This window comes from Leifsonia sp. NPDC056665 (assembly GCF_042791795.1).
Taxonomy (GTDB): Bacteria; Actinomycetota; Actinomycetes; order Actinomycetales; family Microbacteriaceae; genus Leifsonia.
In genome coordinates this window covers 46,326-64,041 of the sequence record NZ_JBHTXK010000018.1, presented here as the reverse complement: position 1 = coordinate 64,041, position 17,716 = coordinate 46,326, and the positions used below count along the sequence as shown (strand labels likewise).

Sequence of the window (17,716 nt, the reverse complement as noted above, 5' to 3'; positions counted from 1 at the left end):
GGTGGAGGACTCCTTCCCTGGTCTGCCGGGTGGACGACCTGCACTGTACCCGGGAGGCGACGGGACCTTAACCTCGAGGGCCGTCGGAGCGTTAGTGTGGGTCGTCTGGGGGCGTGGCCGGCGACGGCCGCGAAACCTGTGCGGGACCGCCGGCGACGATGCGAGGAGCAGGGATGACAGCGACACGGACACTCTTCATCGGCGGCACGGGGGTCATCAGTTCCGCGTGCGTCGCCCGGGCCCTCGAGCAGGGCCACGAGGTCACGGTCGTGAACCGCGGGAACAGCGACCTGCGCCCCCTCCCGGACGGGGTGGAGGTGCTGCACGCCGACATCCGCGACGCGGACAGCGTGCACCACGTGCTCGGCGAACGCAGCTTCGACGTCGCGGCGGAGTTCCTCGCCTTCACGCCGGAGCACATCCGCACAGACTTCGACCTGTTCGAGGGCAGGGTCGGCCAGTACGTGTTCATCTCCTCGGCGTCCGCCTACCAGACCCCGCCCGCCCGGATGCCGGTGATCGAGTCCACGCCGCTGCGCAACCCGTTCTGGCAGTACTCCCGCGACAAGATCGCGTGCGAGGACCTCCTGGTGGAGGCGTACCGCGAGCGCGGCTTCCCGATCACGATCGTGCGCCCGTCGCACACCTACGACCGCACGATGATCCCGACCAGCGGGCACTGGACCGACCTGGAGCGGATGCGCCGCGGGGCGCCGGTCGTCGTGCACGGCGACGGCACGAGCCGGTGGACCATCACGCACAACACGGACTTCGCGGTCGCGTTCGTCGGGCTGCTCGGCCGCCCGGAGGCCGTGGGCGACTCCTTCCACATCACCGCCGACGAGGCGCCGACCTGGGACCAGATCTACTGCTACCTCGCCGAGGCCCTCGGTGTGGAGGCCGAGCTCGTGCACGTCGCGAGCGAGACCATCGCCGCCGTCATCCCCGACCTTGGCCCCGGGCTCCTCGGCGACAAGGCGCACTCGATGCACTTCGACAACGCCAAGGTGAAGGCGCTGGTGCCCGAGTACCGGGCCACCGTCACGTTCGCGCACGGCGCGGGCGAGATCGTCGACTGGTACCTCGCGGACGCGTCCCGCCAGCGGCTCGACCCCGACCTCGACGCGGCGTTCGACCGCCTCGTCGACCACGCGCGCTCGGCGGTCTGACCAGATGCCCCTCGAGGGGCACGTTGTTGTCACTTTCGCGCGCCGAAAGTGACAACTACGTGCCCCTCGGTGATTTTTTGGTCGGGCTCTTTACTATAAAGAAAGTTTCCTGATACATTCTGGCCATCAGATCGTTCCGACGAGGGGATGACAATGGCCGACCGACCCGTCCGGGGCACCCCGGGGTGGCTCCGCGAGACCAACGACCGCACGGCGCTCGCGCTGCTGCTCGAGCACGGAGTGCTGACGCGCACCAGGATCGGCGAGCTGTCCGGGCTCTCCAAGCCCACGGCCGCCCAGATGGTCTCACGCCTGGAGACGGCCGGGCTCATCCACGTGGTCGGCGAGGTCTCCGCCGGGCGCGGACCCAACGCCGCCGGCTACGCGGTGCGCACCGACCGGATGCTCGGCGTCGCCGTCGACATCGACGCGACCTCCATCCGCTCGACCATCGTGGACGCCGCGGGAGCCGAACACCCCATCGCGGTCACCCCGCTCGCCGCGCGGGCGCCGGAGGCCGACCTCCGCCTCGCGATCGACGCCGCCTGCGACGCGGCCTCCGTCGACGCCGGGCGGGTGCGCGCCGTCTGCGTGGGCGTCCAGGGCGCCCTCGACCCGCGGACGGACGAGCTCACCTACATCGAGACGCTGCCCGGCTGGCCCAAGCGGGGCATCCGCCGCCGGCTGGAGGACGCCCTCGGCATCGCGGTCCACATCGACAACGACGTGAACCTCGCCGCGGTCGCCGAGCGCACCGATGGTGCGGGCACCGAAGCCGGCGGCTTCGCGCTGCTCTGGATGGGCGACGGCCTCGGCCTCGCCGTCGACCAGGCCGGCTCCGTCCACCGCGGCGCCTCGGGCGGAGCGGGCGAGATCGGCTACCTCCCGATCCCGCGAACGGCCGCGGCCCTCGACCCGGGCGCCGCCGACCTCCAGGACCTCATCGGAGGCCCGGCCGTGTCCCGGCTCGCCGGCGCACATGGCCTGACCGACGACCTCCGGGGCGACGACAGCGCACGGGCTGCGCTGGTGGCCGAGCTCGCCCCGCGGGTCGCCGTCGGCGTCGTCCCCGTGCTCGCGCTGCTCGATCCGGAGCTGGTCGTCCTCGGCGGCCCGACCGGCGCCGCCTGCGGCCCCCGGCTCGCCGAGCTCGTCGCGGCAGAACTGCGCGACGCCTGGGGCGAGCGCGCCGTCGTCGTCACCGGCGTCGCCACCCACCCCGTCCTCCGCGGCGCCCGCGAGCACCTCCTCGGCGAGGTGCGCGAGGCGCTCTTCGACGAAGTGTCGCGCATCGCCGTCTGAGACGGCGACGGCACCTCCGCACCACACCGTCCACCCGAACATCACGAGAAGGATCAGCGAGGAACCACCCGTGAAACACCGTCAACTCATCGCAGCCGCCGCCGTCGCCACGGCCGCGGCGCTCGCCCTGGCCGGCTGCTCCGGCGGGTCCAGTGGCGCGTCCTTCCAGGACAGCACGCCGTCCGACCTGTCGGGCACCGTCTCGTTCTGGCACTTCTTCTCCGACCGGGAGGCCAAGGTCATCCAGTCGGTCGTCGACGACTTCGAGAAGAAGTACCCCAAGATCACGGTCGACGTGCACTCCGGCCAGGACGACGAGAAGCTGCAGAAGGCCATCGCCACCGGCAGCAAGGTCGACGTCGGGCTCTCCTACTCGACCGACATCGTCGGCAACTTCTGCACGAACGGAGCGTTCCGCTCGCTCAACAGGGTGATCGAGCGCGACAAGGTCGACCTCAGCCAGTTCAGCGACACCGTGAAGTCGTACACGGAGTTCAAGGGCAACCGCTGCGCGATGCCGATGCTCGCGGATGTGTACGGCCTCTACTACAACAAGAAGCTCCTACAGGCGGCCGGATTCAGCGAGCCGCCCAAGACGCTCGGCGAGCTGGAGTCGATGGCGGACAAGCTGACGACCTTCAACGCCGACGGCTCGATCAAGACCCTCGGCTTCAACCCGACGATGGGCTGGTACGAGAACTCGGCCGCCCACTACGGCCCGGCCGCGGGAGCGGAGTGGCTGAAGGCCGACGGCACCAGCGCGATCTCCTCCTCCCCCGGCTGGAAGGAGCTGATCGAGTGGCAGAAGGCCTACGTCGACAAGATCGGCTGGGACAAGCTCAACGCCTTCACCTCGGGCCTCGGCCAGGAGTTCTCCGCCGACAACGCGTTCCAGACCGGCCAAGTGGCGATGAACATGGACGGCGAGTACCGCACCGCGTTCATCGACGACCAGGCCAAGGGGCTCGACTACGGCACGGCGCCGTTCCCGACCGCCGACGACCACACCGACCTCTACGGCGGCGGGTACATCACCGGCAACATCATCGGCATCTCGAAGGGCTCCACGCAGCCGGAGCTGGCCTGGGCGCTGCTGAAGTACCTCACCACCGACACCGACGCGGTCGTGAAGCTCGCGAACGGCCTGAAGAACGTGCCCACCACGAAGGACGCGCTGGCCTCGCCCAAGCTGGAGGTCTCGCCGCAGTTCAAGACGTTCCTCGACATCTCGTCGAACAAGAACGTCATGACCACGCCCGCCAGCCCGCTCGGGGCCGGCTACCAGAACACCTTCCAGGACTGGTGGAACAGGTACCAGAGCCAGGGCGGCGACATCGACGCCGGGTTGAAGTCGGTCGACAAGCAGATCAACGACGCCCTCGCCCTCTCGACGGGTCCGTGAGCTCGTGACCGTCACTGCTCGAAGCGCGGGGCGGGCGACCGCCCGCCCCGCGCGGCCCTCCCGCAGCCGGCGGCGCCGCAACCTGGTGACGCTGGCCCTGCTCGCCCCCGCGCTGCTGGGGCTCGCGGTCTTCTTCGTCTACCCGCTCATCGCCTCCGTCTACTACTCGTTCACCCGGTTCGACCTGGTGTCGCCTCCGCAGTGGATCGGCCTGCGCAACTACGAGTACCTGTTCACGCAGGACCCGAACGTCTGGCTCGCCACCCTGAACACGCTGTGGTTCGTGGTGATCTGGGTGCCGGTGAAGACCGGGTTCGCGCTCATCGTCGCCGGCCTCCTCGCCCGCGCACGCCGGGCGTCCGGCCTCTGGCGGACGGTCTTCTACCTGCCGGCGCTGGTGCCGCCGGTCGCGAGCGTCGTCGCGTTCGTGTTCCTCTTCAACCCGGGCACCGGCCCGGTCAACCAGGTGCTCGCCTGGTTCGGGATCAAGGGGCCGCTGTGGTTCAACGACCCGGCCTGGTCGAAGCCGTCGCTCGTGCTGCTCGGCGTGTGGGTGATGGGCGACATCATGATCATCCTGCTCGCCGCGCTGCTCGACGTGCCGCGCGAGCAGTACGAGGCGGCCTCCCTCGACGGCGCGGGCGGCCTCCAGAAGGTCCGCTACGTCACGCTGCCGAGCATCTCGCCCGTGCTGCTGTTCGCCGTCGTCACCGGCGTCATCGCTGCGATCCAGTACTTCACGGAGGCCGCGGTCGCCTCCTCGGTGGCCAGTGGCAAGGCCGTGGTCGGCGAGGGCATCGGCAACACCCTGGGGTACCCCGACGGCTCGCTGCTCACCTACACGCAGTGGCTGTACGTGCGCGGCTTCGGCACCTACCAGCTCGGCTACGCGTCCGCGCTCGCCGTGCTGCTGTTCGTGGTCGCGGCGCTCATTCTCGTCCTGCTGCTGCGCCGCTTCAAGGCGTTCACCCCGGAAGGCGCACAATGACGTCCGCAACCCTGACCCCGGAGGCGCCGGCCTCTCCCGCCGCCCCGCAGCGCAGGATCCGCAGCCCGCGCTCGCTGCGCACCCGCCGCGTGCTCGGCTGGATCGCGGAGCACGCCGTGCTCATCGTGCTCGCCGTGCTGTTCGTCTCCCCCGTCGCGTTCGTGCTGCTCACTTCGCTGATGTCGAGCTCCCAGACCCTGACCGCGTCGCTCTGGCCGCAGCCGTTCGTCTGGAGCAACTACGTCACCGTGTTCACGACCGTGCCGCTCGCGCAGTGGTTCGCGAACTCGGCGATGTACGCGATCCTGGCCACGGCCTTCATGCTGCTCTCGTCGGTCCCCGCCGCGTATGCGCTGGCCAAGATCCGGTTCCGCGGCTCCGGCGTGCTGTTCACCGCGATCATCGTGGCGATGCTGCTGCCGCCCCAGGTGACCGCGATCCCGATCTACGTGATGTGGTCCCAGCTCGGCCTGACCGGGACGCTCTGGCCGCTCATCCTGCCGAACCTGCTGGGCGACGCGTTCTCGATCTTCCTGCTGCGGCAGTTCTTCCTGACCATCCCGCCGGAGTACTCGGACGCGGCGCGCATCGACGGCAACGGCGAGTTCGGGGTGCTCTGGCGGGTCGTCCTGCCGATGGCCAAGCCCGGGATCGCCGCGACCGCCATCTTCATGTTCTTCAACTCCTGGAACGACTACTACGGCCCGCTGCTGTACACGTCCGAGAACCCGGCCGCCTGGCCGGTCGCCTACGGGCTGGCGTCGTTCCGCGGCGTCCACGGCACCGACTGGGGGCTCACCATGGCGATGACCATGCTCGTCACCGTGCCCGTGGTGATCATCTTCTTCTTCGCCCAACGCGTGTTCGTGGAGGGCATCACACTCACCGGCGTGAAGGGATAGCTCGTGAAACTGGCCGTCGTGGGCGGAGGCTCCACCTACACCCCCGAGCTCGTGGACGGGTTCGCCCGGCTGCGCGACCTGCTGCCGATCGAGGAGCTCTGGCTGGTCGACACCGACCCGGAGCGGCTTCGGCTGGTCGGCGGCGTGAGCGAACGGATGTTCCGCGCGGCGGGGCATCCCGGGCGGATCGTGCCGACCTCCGACCTGGTCGCCGGCGTCGCGGACGCCGACGCCGTGCTCCTCCAGCTCCGCGTCGGCGGCCAGGCCGCCCGGCACGGGGACGAGACGTTCCCGCACGCGTGCGGCTGCATCGGGCAGGAGACCACCGGCCCCGGCGGCTTCGCCAAGGCGCTGCGCACCGTCCCCGTCGTCCTCTCGGTGGCGGACGCCGTGCGGAGGCACGCCAAGCCGGGCGCCTGGATCGTCGACTTCACCAACCCGGTCGGCATCGTGACGCGCGCGCTGCTGCAGGAGGGCCACCGCGCGGTCGGGCTCTGCAACGTCGCGATCGGCTTCCAGCGCCGGTTCGCCGGCCTGCTCGGGGTCGCGCCGGGCGACGTCGCTCTCGGGCACGTCGGCCTCAACCACCTCACCTGGGAGCGGTCGGTCACGGTCGGCGGCCGGGACGTCCTCCCCGACCTGCTGGGCGCCCACCTCCCGCAGCTCGCCGAGGAGATCGAGCTGCCGGCCTCCCTGATCCGCCTGCTCGGGAACGTGCCGAGCTACTACCTGCGCTACTACTACGCCCACGACGAGGTGCTGCGCGAGCAACTCCACGCCCCTTCCCGGGCCGAGGCCGTGCAGCAGGTGGAGCGCGAGCTCCTGGAGCTGTACGCGGACCCGTCAGTCGACACGAAGCCCGACCAGCTGGCCCAGCGCGGCGGGGCGTTCTACTCGGAGGCGGCAGTCGACCTGCTCGCGTCGCTGACCGGCGACCTCGGCGACGTGCAGGTGGTCAACCTGCGCAACGACGGCACCCTGCCCTTCCTGCCAGACGACCACGTGATCGAGGTGCCGGCGGTCGTCGGCGCGGACGGCGTGCGCGCGGTGGAGGTCCCGGCGCTCCCCGACGACCTCGCCGGGCTGATCGGCCACGTCGCAGGCTACGAGCGGCTCGCACTCGACGCCGCCGTCCACGGCGGACGGGACCGGGTGCTGCGGGCGATGCTCGCCCATCCGCTGGTCGGGCAGTACGACCGCGCGGAGAAGCTCACCGACCTGCTCCTCGCCGGGAACCGGGCGCACCTGGCGTGGGCGCGATGAGCGGGGCGCAGGGGGAGGCCTCCCCGATCGTGATCGCCGTCGACGGCGGCGGATCGAAGACCGACGCGGTCGCTCTCGAGCTCGACGGCACTGTCGCCGCCACCGCACGCGGGGCCACCTCCAGCCCGCACCTGATCGGGATGGCCGCGACGGCCGCGCTGGTCGACGAGCTCATCGAGCGGCTCCTCGCCGAGACCGGTCCGCGACCGATCGCGGCCGCCAACATCTACCTGTCCGGGCTGGACCTCCCGGCCGAGGAGGCCGAGTTCCGCGCGGGGATCGCCGGCTACGCCTGGGCCGACGCGGTGGTCGACAACGACCTGTTCGCGCTGCTGCGCGCCGGGACCAGCGAGCCCGACGCCGTCGCCGTCGTCTGCGGGACCGGCATCAACTGCGTCGGCGTGCGCTCCGACGGTGCGGTGGTGCGCTACCCGTCGCTCGGGATGACCTCCGGCGACTGGGGCGGCGGCTGGCACCTCGGCGAGCAGGCGCTCTGGCACGCCGCGCGGGCGGTGGACGGCCGGGGCTCCGCGACCTCTCTGGTGGAGGCCATCCCGCCGATCTTCGGGCTCGACGGCATCCCCGCCGTGATCGAGGCGCTGCACTTCGGGCGCGTCCCGAGCAGCGACCTCTCCCGCGTCGCCCCCGCCGTGCTCGCGGCGTCGCGCACCGGCGACCTGGTGGCGCAGGAGCTGGTGGACCGTCAGGCCGAGGAGATCGTGGTGTTCGCCGTGACGACGCTGCGGCGGCTCGGACTCCTAGGGCGCGAGGTGCCGGTCGTGCTGGGCGGCGGCGTGATCGGATCGCGCGACGAGCGGCTGCTCTCCGGGGTGGAGCGCAGGCTCTCGGCGCGCGCTCCGCACGCGCGCATCCGCCTGGTCACCGCTGCGCCGATCCTCGGCGCCGCCCTGCTGGCCCTGGAGGCCGCAGGCGCGTCCGCCGAGGCGCTGGAGACCGCGACATCCAGCCTTCAGGACCGGCGCCCCGCGGTGGTTCAATAGCCGTACGAACAGGGAATTCAGCGCAGAACGCGAGCGGATGGTCGAGGAGCAGCTCCGCCTCCGCGGGATCGAGGACCAGCGGGTGCTCGACGCGATGAGACGCGTGCCGCGGCACGAGTTCGTCCCGGAGGGCGCGGAGCGGTACGCCTACGAGGACCACCCGATGCCGATCGGGGACGGCCAGACCATCTCGCAGCCCTACATCGTCGCGCTCATGCTGGAGGCGGCCAGGATCGGCCCGGAGGACGCGGTGCTCGACGTCGGCACGGGCTCCGGCTATGCGGCAGCGGTCGCCGCGGAGCTCGGCCACAGGGTGGTCAGCATCGAGCGGCACGTCGAGCTCGCCGTCACCGCGGCGGCGACGCTGGAGGCGCTCGGCTACCGCGTGAACGTCGTGACCGGCGACGGGACGCTCGGCTGGCCGGCTGGCGCGCCGTATGACGCGATCGTCGCCGCGGCGACCGGACCGACCGTGCCGCGCGCGTGGCCGGAGCAGCTTGCTCCGGGCGGCCGCATCGTGATGCCGGTCGGGCATCCGGGAGGCGCCCAGCACCTGGCCGTCTTCGTGCGCGGCGCGGACGGCTCGCTGCGCGAGCGCAACCTGGGCGCCGTCGCGTTCGTCCCCCTCATCGGCGACGACGGCTGGCCCCGCTGACATTCGTGCCGAATGTCGCGTTTCGCCGCCGCATTCGCGACATTCGGCACGAATGTCGGCGCAGTCAGGCGGCGAGGGAGGCGTGCGTCGGTGCGCGCAGCGCGCCCAGCAGCGCGGTGAGCTGACCCGCCGGGGCGGCGGGGTCCTCGGGGTGCCACTGCACGGCGAGGATGGGGGCGGTGTCGTGCTCGATCGCCTCGACGTGGCCGTCGGGGGCGCGCCCCGTGACGCGGAGGCCTGTGCCCACGACATCCACCGCCTGGTGGTGCGCGCTGCGGACGGCGACCACGGGGCCGCCGAGCAGCTCCTCCACGCGGCTGTCCGGCTCCAGGAGCACGGGATGCGTGGTGACCACCTCCGGGATGGGAACGCCGCGGCGCACGTGGTCGGACTCCCCCAGGTCCTGGACGAGCGTGCCGCCGAGCGCGACGTTGACGATCTGGAGGCCGCGGCAGATGCCGAGCAGCGGGAGGCCGCGTTCGATCGCGCGGTGCACGAGCGCGAGCTGGGCGGCGTCCGCGGTCTCGCGGTGCAGGCTCTCGTGCGGGTAGCCCGCGGAGCCGCCGTAGAAGCGCGGCGCGATGTCCTCGCCGCCGACGATCACCACGGCGTCCACGCGCTCGGTCGCGGCCAGCAGCGCGTCCGTGCCGCCGTCGGCCGCCAGCCGGGAGACGGTCCAGCCGTCGGCCTCTGCCGCGCGGACGACTTCCCCGACGAGCACCTGCACGTACGCGTGGTACTCCGGGTCGTGGCCGCGGAAGCGCGTCGCTTCGACGACGGCGAGGGTGCGGGCGGCCGGGGACATGACAGCCATTCTGCGGCGGCCTCCGCCTCGGCGCACCCGGACGCGTAACAGGTCGAAACAGTGACACGGCCGGAGCGCGCTCCTAGACTCGGCTCGATGACAAGAAAGCTCGGGAGAGTGGGTGAATGTCTGTGCACCGTTCGCTGATCGGGCGTCGCGCGCTCCTCGCCCTCCTGCTCGCGGTGGGCGCTGTGTCGGCCCCGCTCGTCCTGTCCGCGCCCGCGGCGCAGGCGGCGCGCACAGCGGACCCTGTCGATTTCGGCTCCGGGCACGTCGTGGACCAGGCGAGCGTGCTCTCGGACGCCGACGTCGACACGATCGAGGCGGCGTCGGCCTCCCTGTACAAGAACCACGGCATCCGCCTCTACGTCGTCTACGTCGACCAGTTCACCAACCCGACCGACGAGGAGGACTGGGCCAACGAGACCGCAGCCCGCAACGACCTCGGCCCGGCCGACTACCTGCTCGCGGTCGCGACGGACGGCCAGTCCTACTACCTGTCCGGCGACAGCAGCGGCCCGGTCAGCGACCGCGAGCTGACCACTATCGAGCAGACGCAGGTCGAGCCGAAGCTGCGCACCCAGGACTGGACGCCCGCCGCCGTCGCCGCGGCACAGGGACTCGGCGCGGCGGTCGGCGACAGCGGAGGGACTGTGGTCTTCTGGGTGGCGCTGGCGGTCGTCCTGATCGTCGGCGGAGTCGTGCTGTGGCTGGTCTTCCGGCGCAGGCGCGGCGCGAGGCAGATCGTGGAGCACAGCGACGTGGAGCACAGGGAGGGCGCAGCATGACGACGCCGGGTGCATCATGACGACGTTGGGCCTGGTCGGGGCCGGCCGGATCGGCAGCCAGCTGGCCCGCCTCGGGATCGCGCACGGCTACGACGTGGTCATCAGCAACTCGCGGGCGCCGCAATCGCTCGCCGCGCTCGTCGGCGAGCTCGGTCCGCACGCGCGCGCCGGGACGGTGACGGAGGCCGTGCAGGCCGGTGACATCGTCGTCGTCGCCATCCCGCTGCGCTCGATCGCCTCGCTGCCCTCCGCCGCGTTCGCCGGCAAGGTCGTCATCGACACCGGCAACTACTACCCGGCCCGCGACGGCGTCATCCCCGAGCTGGAGGACGGCCGCGAGACGGTGTCGGGGCTGCTGCAGCGCGTCCTGCCGCGGGCGAGCGTCGTCAAGGCGTTCAACCACATCCCGGCGGCGAACCTGACCGCGGACGCTGCGCCTCCCGGCACCCCCGGCCGCCGCGCCCTCGCGATCGCGGGCGATGACGGCGACGCGAAGGCCCTCGTCTCGGAGCTGCTGGACGAGTTCGGCTTCGACGTGGTCGACCTCGGCCCGCTCGCCGAAGGCTGGCGGTTCGAGCGCGACATGCCCGCCTACGGCCAGCATCTGACCGCCTCCGGCCTGCGCAGCGCGGCCGCGGCGGCGACACGGAAGGAAAAAGGATGAGCCCGGCATCGTTCCTCGTCATACCGCAGTGGCAGGGCTCCGGCTCCTCCCGGGCGATGCGGCTGATCGACGGCGCGGAGGCCATCCGCGGCGACCTCCCCGCCAATGCCACCCACGCGGTGGCGGTCCCCGCGGCGGCGGGCGAGGCGCTCGGGACCGGCGTGCTGCGGTACTCGTCCCTCAACCTGGTCCGCGAGCTCGCTGCGGCGGAGCTGGCGGTGCTGGAGGCGCCGGTCGTCACGATCGGCGGCGACTGCGGCGCCGACCTCGCCGGCGTGCAGCACGCGGTGGAGTCGAATCCGGCCGGGTCGGTCGCGGTCGTCTGGTTCGACGCGCACGGCGACCTCAACAACGTGTCGACCTCGCCGTCCGGCGCCTTCCACGGCATGGTGGTGCGCTCCCTGCTCGGCGACGGGCCGGACGGGCTGGCGGCGACCGGGGCGGCGCGCCTGCACCACGAGCAGCTCGTCCTCGCCGGCACGCGCGCCCTCGACGACGACGAGTCGGCGTTCGTGGAGCGGATGGGGATCCGGGTGGTGGCGCCGGACGAGTTCGAGGACCCGCAGGCGCTGGTGCGGGCTGTGGAGGCGACCGGCGCCACGTCCGTGTACCTGCACGTCGACCTCGATGTGCTCGACCCGGCCGCGATCGACGGCATCGGGTTCCCCGAGCCGTTCGGGGTGTCGCCCGAGCAGCTCACGGACGCCATCCGGGCGCTGCGCACGCGGTTCGAGCTGGCCGGGGCGGCGGTGACGGAGTTCGCGCCGGAGTCGCCGGACGCGGCCGGGCGCGACTTGAGCGTGATCCTGCGGGTGCTCGGGAGCCTGACGGCGCCGTTGAAGAACGGCGCAGCGGCCGGCAGCCCGGTCGGCGGAGGTTCCTCCACAGATCACCGGCCACGCCACTTATCCACGGATACCGCCCCGCCGGATGACGTCCGCTGATCCCGCCGGTAGCTTGAGAGGCATGAGCGAACCCAAGATCCTGACCGAGCGGCGCGGGCACGTACTGCTGATCGGCCTCAACCGTCCTGAGAAGCGCAACGCGGCGGACTACGAGCTGCTGAACGGGCTGGCGGAGGCCTACGGGGAGCTCGACCGCGATCCCGAGCTGCGGGTCGGTGTGGTCCACGCGATCGGCGAGCACTTCACCGGCGGGCTCGACCTCGCCGACGTCGGGCCGCGCATCGGCCCTGAAGGGCTGTCGTTCGTCGGCGACAACGGCGTCGACCCGTGGGGGGTGTCGGGGCCTCGCGTCCGCAAGCCGGTCGTGGTCGCGGTGCAGGGCACCTGCCTTACGCTCGGCATCGAGCTCATCCTCGCGGCCGACGTCGCGGTCGCTGCACGGTCAACGACGTTCGCGCAGATCGAGGTCGCCCGTGGCATCCTGCCGTTCGGCGGGGCGTCCATCCGCTTCCCGCGCGCGGCCGGCTGGGGCAACGCCATGCGGTACATCCTCACCGGCGACCCCTTCGACGCCGACGAGGCGTACCGGATGGGGCTCGTGCAGGAGGTGGTCGACGACGGCGCCCAGCTCGACGCCGCGCTCGCCATCGCCGAGCGGATCGCCGCCCAGGCGCCGCTGGCCGTGCAGGCGACGCTCGCGAACGCGGTCACCGCCGTGCGGGACGGCGACGCGGCGGCCCAGGCCGCGCTGCAGCCGGCGCTCGTCCGGCTGGCCGGCAGCGAGGACGCCCGCATCGGCATGCAGGCCTTCCTCACCCGCACCCCGGCGGAGTTCGTCGGGCGCTGACGCCGCCTCGGCCCTCCGGCCAGGCGCCACGAACCCAGGACCACGAAGCACTGTGGAGGAGACATGACCGCAACGACCGAGTACGACGTCATCGTCATCGGAGCCGGCACCGTCGGCGAGAACGTCGCCGACCGCGCCGCCCAGGGCGGCATGCGCACGGTGATCGTCGAGGCCGAGCTCATCGGGGGCGAGTGCTCCTACTGGGCCTGCATCCCGTCGAAGACGCTGCTCCGCTCCTCCGCCGCGCTCCGGGCGGCGCAGCGGGTCGGCGGGGCCAGGGAGGCGGTGACCGGGCCGCTCGACGTCGCCGCGGTGCTCCGCCGCCGCGACTACATGACCAGCGACTGGACGGACGACGGGCAGGTGAAATGGCTGGAGAGCGCGGGAATCGACCTCGTCCGCGGCTGGGCCACCCTCTCCGCGCCCCGCGAGGTCACCGTCACGGGTGCGGACGGCGAGACGACGGTCCTCACCGCGAAGCACGCGGTGGCGGTGTGCACCGGCTCCGCCGCAGTGCTGCCCGACATTCCGGGCCTGCGCGCGAGCGAGCCGTGGACGAGCCGCGACGCGACGAGCGTGCAGCGCGTGCCCGTGTCGCTGGCGATCCTGGGCGGCGGGACGGTCGGGACCGAGATGGCGACCGCCTACGCGGGGTTCGGGACCGACGTGCACCTCATCGCGCGGCACGGGCTGCTCGGCGGCGCCGAGCCCTTCGCCGGCGAACGCGTCGCGGCGGCGCTGACGGAGCTCGGGGCGACCGTGCACCTCGACGTCGCGACCGAGTCCGTCGAGCGCACCGACGACGACGGGTTCCGGGTCCGCCTCGACGACGGCACGGTGGTCGAGACCGACGAGCTCCTGGTCGCGACCGGCCGGCTGCCGCGCAGCTCGGGCCTCGGGCTGCAGAGCCTCGGGCTGGAGGACGGCGGCTGGCTCACCGTCGACGACAGCATGCGGGTGCTCGACGCGGCGGGCGAGCCGGTCGACGGCGGCTGGCTGTACGCCGCGGGCGACGTCAACCACCGCGCGCTGCTCACCCACCAAGGCAAGTACCAGGCACGTGCGGCCGGCGACGCGATCGCCGCCAGGGCGAAGGGTCAGGAGGTGTCCCTTGCACCGTGGGGCGCGTTCGTCGCGACCGCCGACCATCAGGCGGTCCCTCAGGTCACCTTCACCGAGCCGGAGGTCGCCTCGGTCGGGCTGACCGCGGCCGCGGCCGACAAGGCGGGCTACCGGACCCGTGTGGTGGACTACCCGATCGGGTCGGTGAGCGGCGCCTATGTGCTCGCGGACGACTACGACGGCCTGGCGCGCCTGGTCGTGGACGAGGAGCGCGGCGTCGTCCTCGGCGCGACCTTCGTCGGCCAGGACGTCGGCGAGCTCCTGCACTCGGCGACGATCGCGATCGTCGGCGAGGTGCCACTGGAGCGGCTGTGGCACGCCGTCCCGTCCTACCCCACCGTGAGCGAAGTCTGGCTGCGGCTGCTCGAGACGTACGGCCGGCCGACGAAGTGACCGAGCGCAAAGACCTGGTGCGCCCGCTCTCGGCGGTCTTCCTCGATTCGCCGATCAGCCGGCTCGGCTACCTGTACGCCACGGCGGTCGGACTGGTCTGGGGCTTCGCCTGGAGCACCGGCCGGGTCGAGCGCCGCGCGGGGCTGTTCGTGTTCCGCGGCATGCCCAAGCGGACGTTCGGCCGCGGCGGGTCGTGCGTGGGCGCGTGCTACCTCACCGACCGGAACGTGAGCGACGACGTCCTCGAGCACGAGGCCGTCCACAAGCGGCAATGGCAGCGCTACGGCATGCTCTTCCCCTTCCTCTACCTGCTGGCGGGGCGCGACCCGCTGCAGAACCGGTTCGAGATCGAGGCGGGCCTCGAGAAAGGCGGCTACCGATGAACGCGAAGGAGCGGCGCACCGTCGTCGTCACCGGCGCCAGCTCCGGCATCGGCGCCGTCGCCGCCGGCCGCCTCGCCGCGGCCGGAGACGATGTCGCCGTGGTCGGCCGTGACCCGGAGCGGACGCGCGCGGTCGCGGAGCGGATCGGGGCCACCCCGTTCCTCGCCGACTTCGAGCGGCTCGACGACGTGCGCGCGCTCGCCGTCGCCCTCCTCGACCGCTACGACACCATCGACGTGCTCGCCAACAACGCAGGCGGGCTGTACCACGAGCGGCGCATCACGGTCGACGGGCACGAGCGCACCATCCAGCTCAACCATCTGGCGCCCTTCCTGCTCACGCGGCTCCTCCAGCCGCGCCTGCTGGAGTCCGCGGCCGCGGGGCGCGACGTCCGCGTGGTCTCGACCGCGAGCATGGCCAACCTGTTCGGGAGCCTGCGGCTGGACGACCTCGACTGGGAGCGGCGGCGCTGGCGCGGCGGCTGGCGGGCCTACGGCACGTCCAAGATCGCGACCATCCTGTTCGTCGCCGAGCTCGCGGAGCGGCTCACCGGCACCGGTGTCTCGGCCTACTCGTTCCATCCGGGCACGGTCGTGACCCGCTTCGGCGCGAGCTCTCCGCTCATCCGGTTCGGCGGCGCCGTCACCGGCGGCCGGTACGGCATCACCCCGGAGGAGGGCTCCGCCCCGCTGGAACGGCTCACCGGCCCGGTGCCGGTCGGGGCGCCGAGCGGCACCTACTTCGATCAGTTCACGGCCAACGGCCGGGTGACCGGCCAGGCGAAGGACCCGCAGCTCGCCCGCGACCTCTGGACGCTGACCGAGGGGCTCACGGGAGTCTCGGAGCGGGGCTGACGTCCTCCGGGCACACGCCCGCCCAGAGCGCCCTTCCGGTCGGCAGCGCGTCACGGCATGATCGAGACATGCGTCCGACCTCCGACTCCCCCGTCGCCCCCATGCTCGCCAAGGCGCTGCCCGCCGTCCCCGAGCAGGACAGCGTCCCTGGCGGCCTCAGCTTCGAGCCGAAGTGGGACGGCTTCCGCGCCCTCGTCTACGCCGACGACGCCGGCGACGGCACGATCGGCGCGATCGAGATCGGCAGCCGCGGCTCCAAGATGCTGACCCGCTACTTCCCCGAGCTGATAGCCGCGTTCCGGGAGCTGCTGCCCGGGCCGTGCGTACTGGACGGCGAGATCGTCGTCCCCACCGGCGAGCCCGGCGCCCAGCGGCTCGACTGGGAGGCCCTCTCGCAGCGCATCCACCCGGCCGCCAGCCGCGTGAAGCTGCTCTCGGAGCAGACGCCCGCCACGTTCGTCGCGTTCGACCTGCTCGCCCTCGGCGCCGAGTCGTACGTCGACCGGCCGTTCTCCGAGCGGCGCGCGGCCCTGGAGGAGTTCGCCGGCGACCTCCCCGACCCCATCAAGGTCACCCGGACCACCGTCGACACCAAGCGCGCCCGGCAGTGGCTGGTCGAGTTCGAGGGCGCGGGGCTCGACGGCGTCGTCGCCAAGCCGCTGGACGGCGTGTATGCCCCGAACAAGCGCACCATGCTCAAGATCAAGCACCACCGCACGGCCGACGTGGTCGTGCTCGGCTACCGGGTGCACAAGAGCGGCCAGGGCGTCGGGTCGCTCCTCGTCGGGCTCTACGGCGAGGACGGGGTGCTGCGCAACATCGGCGGGGTCTCCGCGTTCAGCGACAAGGTGCGGCTCCAGCTCGTCGACGACCTGGCGCCGCTGGTCGAGCGCGACGACAGCGGCGCGGCGGTGACCGGCGCGACCGACCGCAGCCGGTTCTCGGCCAGCAAGGACGTGTCGTTCGTGCGCCTGCGCCCGGAGCGCGTCATGGAGGTGCGCTACGACCAGATGGAGGGCTGGCGCTTCCGCCACACGGCGCAGTTCGAGCGCTGGCGCCCCGACCGCGACGCGGCCTCCTGCACCTACGACCAGCTCGACCGCCCCATCGCCTACGACCTCGCCGACGTCATGTCCTGAGCCATCTCTTCCGGAGTTGTGTACGCGACACGCCGGAGTCGGGCGTACACAACTCCGGAACGGATGGCTGGGCTACGGCTTTTTGGCGCGGGAGGGTTGGACTCGGGGCGGCTCGCCGGGCATTTTGGGGTAGTCGGGCGGGAAGGGGAGCTCGCCGAGGCCGTTGTCGAGGTCGCGCTGCCACCAGCCGAGCAGGGCGTCGATCGTGCCTGGCCGCTCACCGAAGTCCTGCCACGGGTCGCCCGTCGTGCGCAGCCGCTCCGGGACCGAGCGCACCGTGAAGTCGCGCGGGTCGACCTCCGGAAGCTCGTCCCAGGTCACCGGCGTCGAGACCGGCGCGTGGGCCAGCGCCCGCGGGCTGTACGCGCCCGCCATCGTGCGGTCGCGGTTGGCCTGGTTGAAGTCGACGAAGATCCGCTCGCCGCGCTCCTCCTTCCACCACGCCGTCGTCACTTTCTCCGGCATCCGCCGCTCCAGCTCGCGCGCCGCCGCGATCACCGCGTGCCGCACGTCGAGGAACTCGCGCTTCGGCTCGATCGGCGCGAACACGTGCAGGCCGCGGTTGCCCGAGGTCTTGATGTACGCCTCCAGCCCCGCCTCGGAGAGCACCGCACGCAGCTCGATCGCGGCCGGGATCGCGTCGGTGAAGTCCGTGCCCGGCTGCGGGTCGAGGTCGATCCGCAGCTGGTCGGGGTTGTCCGAGTCCTCCGCCCGCGACGGCCACGGGTGGAAGACCACCGTGTTCATCTGCGCGGCCCACACCGCAGCGGCCGGCTCGTCGATCACGAGCTGCGGGTGCGACCGCGCGCTCGGGTAGACGACCATCACCGAGCGCACGAAGTCCGGCGTGCCGCGCGGCGGGTTCTTGGAGAAGAACTGCTCGCCGTCGATCCCGTCCGGGAAGCGCTGCAACGACAGCGGGCGGTCTCCGTTCGCCCGCACGAACGCCTCCCCCACCTCCACCAGGTAGTTCGCGAGGTCGAGCTTCGTGATCCCCAGCTCCGGGTAGAGCACCTTGCCCGGACTCGAGATGCGGATCTTCCGATCCCCGTGCGGACCGGGCACCGTGAGGATGACTGCGTCGCCTGCCATAGCGACCACCGTACCGGCACAACGGGCGATGACCAGGGTGTG

Annotated in this window: 18 protein-coding genes; 16 read left to right on the top strand and 2 right to left on the bottom strand. The window is 72.2% G+C overall.

The features are described 5' to 3' along the window. The first annotated feature begins 173 nt into the window (after positions 1–173). The 8 genes from ACFQ9V_RS15840 to ACFQ9V_RS15805 all read left to right on the top strand — a co-directional run bounded on the left by ACFQ9V_RS15840 (position 174) and on the right by ACFQ9V_RS15805 (position 8,682). Positions 174–1,169: an SDR family oxidoreductase gene (locus ACFQ9V_RS15840; protein WP_382460081.1), complete on the top strand. Its 996-nt coding sequence runs from the start codon at positions 174–176 to the stop codon at positions 1,167–1,169. Between the two features lie 153 nt (positions 1,170–1,322). Continuing rightward, complete coding sequence (locus tag ACFQ9V_RS15835) at positions 1,323–2,471, top strand: ROK family protein (RefSeq protein ID WP_382460080.1); 1,149 nt, start codon at positions 1,323–1,325, stop codon at positions 2,469–2,471. A 70-nt stretch (positions 2,472–2,541) separates the two neighbouring features. Further along, complete coding sequence (locus ACFQ9V_RS15830) at positions 2,542–3,873, top strand: ABC transporter substrate-binding protein (protein WP_382460079.1); 1,332 nt, start codon at positions 2,542–2,544, stop codon at positions 3,871–3,873. 4 nt (positions 3,874–3,877) lie between these two features. Then, a complete protein-coding gene (locus tag ACFQ9V_RS15825; protein WP_382460078.1) occupies positions 3,878–4,861 on the top strand; it encodes a carbohydrate ABC transporter permease in 984 nt (327 codons plus the stop codon). Then, positions 4,858–5,763, top strand: coding sequence for a carbohydrate ABC transporter permease (locus ACFQ9V_RS15820; protein WP_382460077.1), 906 nt, complete (start codon positions 4,858–4,860; stop codon positions 5,761–5,763). Before ACFQ9V_RS15825 ends, ACFQ9V_RS15820 begins: the two co-directional genes overlap by 4 nt. 3 nt (positions 5,764–5,766) lie before the next feature. Then, on the top strand, positions 5,767–7,026 hold the full coding sequence (locus tag ACFQ9V_RS15815) for a 6-phospho-beta-glucosidase (RefSeq protein WP_382460076.1): 1,260 nt from the start codon (positions 5,767–5,769) through the stop codon (positions 7,024–7,026). Then, on the top strand, positions 7,023–8,027 hold the full coding sequence (locus ACFQ9V_RS15810) for an N-acetylglucosamine kinase (protein WP_382460075.1): 1,005 nt from the start codon (positions 7,023–7,025) through the stop codon (positions 8,025–8,027). Before ACFQ9V_RS15815 ends, ACFQ9V_RS15810 begins: the two co-directional genes overlap by 4 nt. After that, positions 7,912–8,682 (top strand): protein-L-isoaspartate(D-aspartate) O-methyltransferase, encoded by a 771-nt coding sequence (locus tag ACFQ9V_RS15805; protein ID WP_382460104.1) that lies wholly within the window; start codon positions 7,912–7,914, stop codon positions 8,680–8,682. Before ACFQ9V_RS15810 ends, ACFQ9V_RS15805 begins: the two co-directional genes overlap by 116 nt. 64 nt (positions 8,683–8,746) lie before the next feature. Here the strand turns inward: ACFQ9V_RS15805 and ACFQ9V_RS15800 are convergent, their stop codons facing one another. Then, positions 8,747–9,487, bottom strand: coding sequence for a gamma-glutamyl-gamma-aminobutyrate hydrolase family protein (locus ACFQ9V_RS15800; protein WP_382460074.1), 741 nt, complete (start codon positions 9,485–9,487; stop codon positions 8,747–8,749). Between the two features lie 125 nt (positions 9,488–9,612). On the opposite strand from ACFQ9V_RS15800, the gene ACFQ9V_RS15795 reads away from it, so the two are divergent. The 8 genes from ACFQ9V_RS15795 to ACFQ9V_RS15760 all read left to right on the top strand — a co-directional run bounded on the left by ACFQ9V_RS15795 (position 9,613) and on the right by ACFQ9V_RS15760 (position 16,582). Continuing rightward, a complete protein-coding gene (locus ACFQ9V_RS15795; protein ID WP_382460073.1) occupies positions 9,613–10,275 on the top strand; it encodes a TPM domain-containing protein in 663 nt (220 codons plus the stop codon). 16 nt (positions 10,276–10,291) lie between these two features. Beyond that, positions 10,292–10,939, top strand: coding sequence for an NADPH-dependent F420 reductase (locus tag ACFQ9V_RS15790; RefSeq protein WP_382460072.1), 648 nt, complete (start codon positions 10,292–10,294; stop codon positions 10,937–10,939). Further along, positions 10,936–11,883 (top strand): arginase family protein, encoded by a 948-nt coding sequence (locus tag ACFQ9V_RS15785; protein WP_382460071.1) that lies wholly within the window; start codon positions 10,936–10,938, stop codon positions 11,881–11,883. The genes ACFQ9V_RS15790 and ACFQ9V_RS15785 overlap by 4 nt, the downstream gene beginning before the upstream one ends. A 22-nt stretch (positions 11,884–11,905) precedes the next feature. Further along, positions 11,906–12,691 (top strand): crotonase/enoyl-CoA hydratase family protein, encoded by a 786-nt coding sequence (locus ACFQ9V_RS15780; RefSeq protein ID WP_382460070.1) that lies wholly within the window; start codon positions 11,906–11,908, stop codon positions 12,689–12,691. A gap of 63 nt (positions 12,692–12,754) precedes the next feature. Beyond that, on the top strand, positions 12,755–14,206 hold the full coding sequence (locus tag ACFQ9V_RS15775; protein WP_382460069.1) for a dihydrolipoyl dehydrogenase family protein: 1,452 nt from the start codon (positions 12,755–12,757) through the stop codon (positions 14,204–14,206). Continuing rightward, entirely contained in the window at positions 14,203–14,589 is a 387-nt protein-coding gene (locus tag ACFQ9V_RS15770) for a Fe-S oxidoreductase (protein WP_382460068.1), read from the top strand. The genes ACFQ9V_RS15775 and ACFQ9V_RS15770 overlap by 4 nt, the downstream gene beginning before the upstream one ends. Beyond that, positions 14,586–15,443: an SDR family NAD(P)-dependent oxidoreductase gene (locus ACFQ9V_RS15765; RefSeq protein ID WP_382460067.1), complete on the top strand. Its 858-nt coding sequence runs from the start codon at positions 14,586–14,588 to the stop codon at positions 15,441–15,443. The genes ACFQ9V_RS15770 and ACFQ9V_RS15765 overlap by 4 nt, the downstream gene beginning before the upstream one ends. Before the next feature lie 68 nt (positions 15,444–15,511). Continuing rightward, the gene (locus tag ACFQ9V_RS15760) at positions 15,512–16,582 is read left to right on the top strand and encodes an ATP-dependent DNA ligase (RefSeq protein ID WP_382460066.1); all 1,071 of its coding nucleotides are present in this window, start codon (positions 15,512–15,514) and stop codon (positions 16,580–16,582) included. Between the two features lie 72 nt (positions 16,583–16,654). Here ACFQ9V_RS15760 and ligD read toward each other — a convergent pair whose 3' ends face one another. After that, positions 16,655–17,674 carry a non-homologous end-joining DNA ligase gene (gene ligD, locus ACFQ9V_RS15755; RefSeq protein ID WP_382460065.1) on the bottom strand — a complete coding sequence of 340 codons (1,020 nt, stop codon included), beginning with the start codon at positions 17,672–17,674 and terminating at the stop codon, positions 16,655–16,657. Positions 17,675–17,716: the final 42 nt, after the last annotated feature.